The following is a 6,340-nucleotide window of genomic DNA, read 5'->3' as shown; positions in this document are numbered from 1 at the left end:
TGACTCCGATTGAATATCGAAATCAGGCCTTACAAGCCGCTTAACCGAAATGTCCAACTTTATGGGGTCACATCAAACTTAAATTGTTATCGGCTTTTTATTATCTAGAAATCAGCCATGTGTTTATTGTGTTGAGATTTCCCACACGGCAACACTGCCTGAAATTTCATTACCAATAATAACTAGTGGCTTACCTGTTGCACTGTTTTTTGCAGAAACAAATGTCATCCCTTCCGGTGCTAAATCCCCCGTAACCGCTTTAGCTTCATCTAAACCTCTATTGATAAAATAATCAACATAATGCGCCTTACTTGGTTCCGTAATATCATAAACAACCACGCCCCCCATACGTTCTAGGCCAATAAAGGCATAAGTTCTATCACCGACTTGACCCACTGTTAACGCTTCTGGTTCTGCACCTTTTGCATCTGAACGCGCATCACCCGCATTTTCATCTTCATCATTATTAAATGCCTTACCGTGAATCTTTGCAGTTAGCAGCCCGATTTCATCACCAGAATCAAAAATCATCTTACCTTGGCTATCTAAAATTGAAAATGAACGCCCACCGAAGGTATATAGTGCTTCATATATTCCATCGCCACCTTTATCACCTAGTTGAGGATTGACTTTCAAACGACCAATATCACTTTCATCATTTTTTAAATAATCAAAGTTACTTGCCAGTGTTAATTTCTTAGCGCGAATATCATTAACAAAAGAGACACAGCCATCTTTCTTATCAAAATCGACACCACCTTGTGCTTTACAAGTCGCTTCATATTTAGCATCAAAGAAATATTCTCGCCCATCACCTTCATTGGTAATCACAATATAATTTTTACCATTAACACTATAACTGGCTAATGTATCTGGTTGGTACATGCCATATAAGCCAGGATAAACCTGCATATTAATGCCACCATCTTTATCAGAGGCATCCATTTTATATTTTGACCAATCCTTAAAACCTAGCCCTTGTAAAGTAATGACATTGGTTGCCAAATCAACAATCGCAATACCGTTATTTTCTTGCAATGAAACATAAGCGGTTTTGCTGTCTTTTGATACTGCGACATATTCAGGCTCAAGATCTTGAGCAACCGATGTGGTAATTTTCTTACCTTTAATAGTCTGTCCATTAGGATTTGAGAAAACCATTCCTTGTTTTTCAAGCTTGGCTTGCTGCTTATTAAATTGGCTAAAGCCTAGTAATGTTGCTTTATCAGCTATTTTTCCATTATCAATAGTGATAATACCAATCGATCCTTCTGGGTCTGTAAGGTAATCACCAGATGGCTCACCTTCATTGGCAACAATGACTTTGGTTTCATCTGGCGTAAATGTCACCATATCAGGTAAATAGCCCACTTCGACATTCTTAATAAAAGCAGGCTTATCTCCACTTATGTCATAAAAAGCAATCGCTCCTTTTTCTCCGGTTTTATCTGCAGCAATCGCCACAGCAGCAAGTGCATGTTTTTCCGCTATCGCAATGCTATTTGCATTACCTTTCGTATGTTCTGCTAAATTAATTGTATAAACAGAAGATAGATTACTATTATTAGTTACATCATTAGCAGATTGTTTTAAATCAGATACATTAAATTTAGCTGCATCAATAATTTCGACTGTAGATGTTTTACCTGAGCCATTGATGGCAAAAATTCGTTTTTTACTATTTTGATAAGCGACAATTTCTGCTGCACCTTCAGGTGATTGTGCATTTAATAAAGCACGACCAATAAGGTTTATTTCAAATGGCTTTTCAGTGGCGTGGGCAAAATTAAATGAAGAGGATAAAGAAGAAATTACTAGTGCTGCCAATAATTGTTTTTTCACGGTCAATCCTTAACGTTAACAAAAAACTGCCACACTTTTGCAAAGCTATATGTAATTTTTACTACGATTGTGGGATATATTTATGACAACTAAGAAAAATTTCATATTTCCTAACATCACAACTCTCTCTCTAAGTCATTCATTTAATAATGGAAATTTTTTAAATGAATGCAACATAACTGATTAATTCACTTTTTTGGATTGCGCTATTTGATTGATTTAACTAAAATCAACTCATCGGATGAGTCGTATAGTGCGACACACTCCACAAATAAATTTGTGCGAATGTAAATTATCGCTACAATACGCGCCCTCCCCAAAGGTGGGATTTTCAACGAAGGTTATGCTCTATGAAAGAAAAAGTAGTCGATTTCATCAAACGTAAGCGTGAAGTTTTATCACATCACCAGTTTGAATTTAAAGACTGGCTATCACCAACAATCCGTGACTATTGGGTTGAGTTCCTAAACAAAGCGAACAACAGCCAATTGGCTTCATGGGTGAAAGAGCATAATTTAGTCTCTGTGGCGAATGGCAACTCAGTAGAAACAGCAAAACCAGAGCCGATTGAAATGCATCCTGAAGCTGAAAAGCTGATGAATACATTACTGGAAACGGTAGGCGAAGAGATCCATGTTGGCCAATGGTTAACCGTTGATCAGTCTCGTATTGATCGTTTTGCTGGTGTTACTGAAGATCACCAATGGATCCACACAGATCCTGAGCGTGCACAAGCAGAATCACCATTTAAAACCACTATTGCTCATGGCTTTTTAACGCTATCACTACTGTCTGTCCTAACAGATAGCGTTGATCCTGCAAATCAGAAATTTCCAACAGCAAAAATGACAGTGAACTATGGTTTGAACCAAGTTCGTTTCCCATATCCAGTAAAATCTGGCACAAATGTACGTGCTCGTACAAAAATTCAGTCAGTAACACCAATTAAACGTGGTTTAGAAATTGTTCAAGAAATCACAGTAGAAATCGAAGGCTGTCGTCGCCCTGGATGTGTTGCTGAATCTGTTGTACGTTTGTACTTCTAAATTATCAACGTATGATTAAAACCGAGCCGTGGCTCGGTTTTTTTACATCTCAATATCAAGCACAAGGCTGCTTCAGGGTAAACCTAACTTTTCATTAATCGATCTTTATCAAATTAAATACGGTGGTAAGGTACGAAGCTATTCCGACTATTGGTATTTCATCATGAAAAAGTGGCTTAAATTTATCCCTCTTATCCTTCTTGTAGGTTACTTCATTACTTACGATGTAGTAACTCAAGTTGAAAGTACAACCCCTTCTGCACAAACAAGCCAACAATAAACGTATTTTCATAATTAGCTGCAGCATGGTTTTATGCCATGCTCTGATCGCAACTTTTTTAAACTATTGGCTTTTCAGGTCAAATATCTTTGACTACGCTTAATAAAAGAAAAGGTTAGAAAATAAAACATTATGTTATCAACCTAACCTTTCAATTATCGCTATACATACGTTTAACAGCCAATGTTATGCTTAATATACGTACTAGAAAGCATTAAGACTCTCTAAAGCGAAAAAACACTGTTACCAAATCATATATTCTTCCAGTTTATAGTATATGATTTGGTTTTTTTTCATCTTCTCTATTTTACCAATACCATTCTTATCGCTTTGCCATATAAGACAGAATTTGTCGTTACCTTCCAAACCAACAGCACGTTATACTGCTTTACCAGCATAAACTTACCATGTAAATTTAAAAATATTCTCAAGTAACAGTCAGGTATACTTAATGCCATCCACTACTCGCGTTTTTATTTCTCAATCTACACACCCATGGTTCAACCTTGCTGTTGAAGATGCGATTTTCCGTAATATGCCAGCAGATCAACAAGTTCTCTTCTTATGGCGTAATGCTGATACTGTCGTTATTGGTCGCGCTCAAAACCCATGGAAAGAGTGTAATACAGGAAAAATGGAGCAAGATGGGATCACGCTGGCTCGTCGTCAAAGTGGTGGTGGTGCCGTTTTTCACGATTTGGGTAATACCAACTTCACTTTTATGGCAGGTAAGCCAAAGTACGATAAGAATGTTTCCACTAACATTGTATTGTCAGCATTAAAAACACTAGGTATAAATGCTAAAGCAACAGGTCGAAATGATCTGGTTGTTGAAGTGGGTGAAGATGAGAGAAAATTCTCAGGTTCAGCTTACCGTGAAACCATGGATCGCGGTTTCCATCACGGTACATTATTACTCAATGCCGATCTCACGCGCTTAGCAAATTATCTAAATCCCGATAAAAAGAAACTGGAAGCAAAAGGGATCACTTCGGTACGCTCACGTGTAACTAACCTGTGTGATATAAACTCTGAAATCAATCACGATAGCGTCTGTGAAGCCATTAAAGAGGCTTTCTTTGCCCACTATGATGAACGGGTAGAGGTTGAATATATTTCACCTGAAAACCTACCTGATATGCCAGGCTTTACTGATAAGTACCAAACTCAATCAAGTTGGGAATGGAACTTCGGTAACACGCCCCAATTTATGCATACCATCGATGAGCGTTTCACATGGGGTGGTGTTGAGTTACATCTAGATGTCAAAAAAGGCCGTGTTATTGCTATTAAAACCTTTACCGATAGCCTAGATCCGGCCCCTATCGAGTTATTAGAAACCGCGTTACTTGACATCGAATATAACGCGACAGCATTCGATGCAGCGATAACTCAACTCATTACGCAATACCCTAAGCATCGAGATGTGCTAAGTGACATTAACCAATGGCTTAAACACACCATTATCTAATTCATTAATAAGAGACTCTTTCTATAATAAACACTGAGTCGCTTATTAACTATCATCCCAATTAATCACCGAGCCATGATCATAAACACCATCACTATAAGCTGGCGTATAACTTATAAATACATTATCTTTATTAATCGGCAAAGTTGATGATATATCTTTAGCTATCAGTTCCATTAGAAACATAATATTTTGTTGTGAGTAATAATTAGGTGCAGTTAATTCAACTAATAACGGATGCGTTAATTGCTGCTGTTTATCTACCACTTCCCCATTATGAATATAATGATCGTTCTTTATCCATTCCCAAGTGATCATAATATGTTCTAATTTTATTTTACACTGAAGCGAAATTTGTTCTGATAAAGACTTCAATGCATCTTCTATTTCAACACCAGTCTCGAAAGGCAAAGCTTTAATCGCGATTAAGGGCATAATACAACCTATTTAACGGCATATAGGTAGTTTAACTATAGTAAGAGGTGTAGTTCTGCTATATCACGAAATAGCGAATGTCTTGCTAATAATACGATGGCTTAAAAACAAAAACGGCGATGTTAAATACACCACCGTTTAGTTTCAATCATCAAGTCGAGGATTTCATATCACTATCACAGTCATCACAACACGGATTAAGCACCCTTTCTTTACAGTTAAACGGCTCAATGTGAATGATAATATCAACAACCTCATCTAACTCTTTCAGTAAGTGAGATTTAAAGTTCTCAGCAATAGTATGTGCTTTATCCACGCTCATATCGGGATCAACTAACAGGTGAAAATCAAGCAGAATCGTACTGCCCGTTCTACGGCTACGAATAGCATGAACTTCTTTAATATCACTGTCTTCTGCCGCATAAGATTGAATTTTGCTTTCCATATCAGCATCAGCTTTCGCTTCTGTGATTTCTAACACTGCGGGCCATAAAATTTCAGCGGCGGCTTTCAAGATCATCGCAGTAACAATCAAAGCTGCAATTTGATCTAAATAATGAAGCTCTGGCACAAAGTAGTTTGCAATTACAGCAATGGCAACAGGTAGTGAGCTCAACGCATCAGAACGGTGATGCCATGCATTAGCATACAGAGCACGACTATTGATTGCTTTCGCTTTAATCGCTGTCCAGCGATATAACACTTCTTTCACCACAATAGATGCAACAGCGGCTGCAAAAGCTAGCATCCCTGGCTTACTATGCGCCTGCTCACTGATTGAGGTTAATGATTCCCAACCAATACCAATACCAACCAGCGCCAATAACACACCAATAAAGATATTCGTAAGAGTTTCAAAACGACCGTGACCATAAGGGTGCTCTTTATCAGCAGGAGCTGTCCAATAACGAGAACCTATTAGGATTGCAGTATCTGTTACTAAGTCAGAGAAACTGTGCACACCATCGGCAATCAATGCCTGGCTTCCAGTCATCTTACCGATAGTAATTTTTATAAATGCGAGTGCAATGTTCGCTATGGACCCTATCCAGGTTACTTTTTGTATTACTTTTACAGCAGCTTCAGACATAACCAACCAATCGAATTATTACTTATAAGTCGAGCATATGATAACTAACTTCAGCTGCAAATGAGACAACTTTTCGCTTATTCACCTACTTTTTACAAATATCACACTTCATTTTTCTAAAAAATATACCTTATAGATAACCGCTTAATACAAGAAAAATGCATAAAGTATAAATA

5 protein-coding genes are annotated in these 6,340 nt (G+C 37.6%); 2 read left to right on the top strand and 3 right to left on the bottom strand.

Features of this window, described 5'->3' with window-relative positions; genetic code table 11:
- Positions 1-123: 123 nt before the first annotated feature.
- Positions 124-1,842: a choice-of-anchor I family protein gene (locus E5A76_RS07335; protein WP_161118528.1), complete on the bottom strand. Its 1,719-nt coding sequence runs from the start codon at positions 1,840-1,842 to the stop codon at positions 124-126.
- 350 nt (positions 1,843-2,192) lie between these two features.
- Between E5A76_RS07335 and E5A76_RS07330 the strand changes: the two genes are divergently transcribed.
- Positions 2,193-2,888, top strand: coding sequence for a MaoC family dehydratase (locus tag E5A76_RS07330; RefSeq protein ID WP_161118527.1), 696 nt, complete (start codon positions 2,193-2,195; stop codon positions 2,886-2,888).
- A gap of 731 nt (positions 2,889-3,619) precedes the next feature.
- A complete protein-coding gene (locus E5A76_RS07325) occupies positions 3,620-4,639 on the top strand; it encodes a lipoate--protein ligase (RefSeq protein WP_161118526.1) in 1,020 nt (339 codons plus the stop codon).
- A 45-nt stretch (positions 4,640-4,684) separates the two neighbouring features.
- Here E5A76_RS07325 and E5A76_RS07320 read toward each other — a convergent pair whose 3' ends face one another.
- Entirely contained in the window at positions 4,685-5,074 is a 390-nt protein-coding gene (locus tag E5A76_RS07320) for a hypothetical protein (RefSeq protein ID WP_053988822.1), read from the bottom strand.
- 151 nt (positions 5,075-5,225) lie between these two features.
- The gene (locus E5A76_RS07315) at positions 5,226-6,164 is read right to left on the bottom strand and encodes a cation diffusion facilitator family transporter (RefSeq protein ID WP_053988821.1); all 939 of its coding nucleotides are present in this window, start codon (positions 6,162-6,164) and stop codon (positions 5,226-5,228) included.
- Positions 6,165-6,340: the final 176 nt, after the last annotated feature.

The sequence above is a fragment of the Photobacterium lucens genome, from assembly GCF_009873615.1.
In the GTDB taxonomy this organism is placed as follows: Bacteria; Pseudomonadota; Gammaproteobacteria; order Enterobacterales; family Vibrionaceae; genus Photobacterium; species Photobacterium lucens.
Note: the sequence above shows the minus strand (reverse complement) of the source record. Positions and strands in the feature narration are given on the sequence as shown.

What these genes read in the sequence shown, in the direction of transcription:
- E5A76_RS07315 (WP_053988821.1), bottom strand. Translation starts at nt 6,164, where the DNA reads ATGTCTGAAGCTGCTGTAAAAGTAATACAAAAAGTAACCTGGATAGGG.
- E5A76_RS07325 (WP_161118526.1), top strand. Translation starts at nt 3,620, where the DNA reads ATGCCATCCACTACTCGCGTTTTTATTTCTCAATCTACACACCCATGG.
- E5A76_RS07320 (WP_053988822.1), bottom strand. Translation starts at nt 5,074, where the DNA reads ATGCCCTTAATCGCGATTAAAGCTTTGCCTTTCGAGACTGGTGTTGAA.
- E5A76_RS07330 (WP_161118527.1), top strand. Translation starts at nt 2,193, where the DNA reads ATGAAAGAAAAAGTAGTCGATTTCATCAAACGTAAGCGTGAAGTTTTA.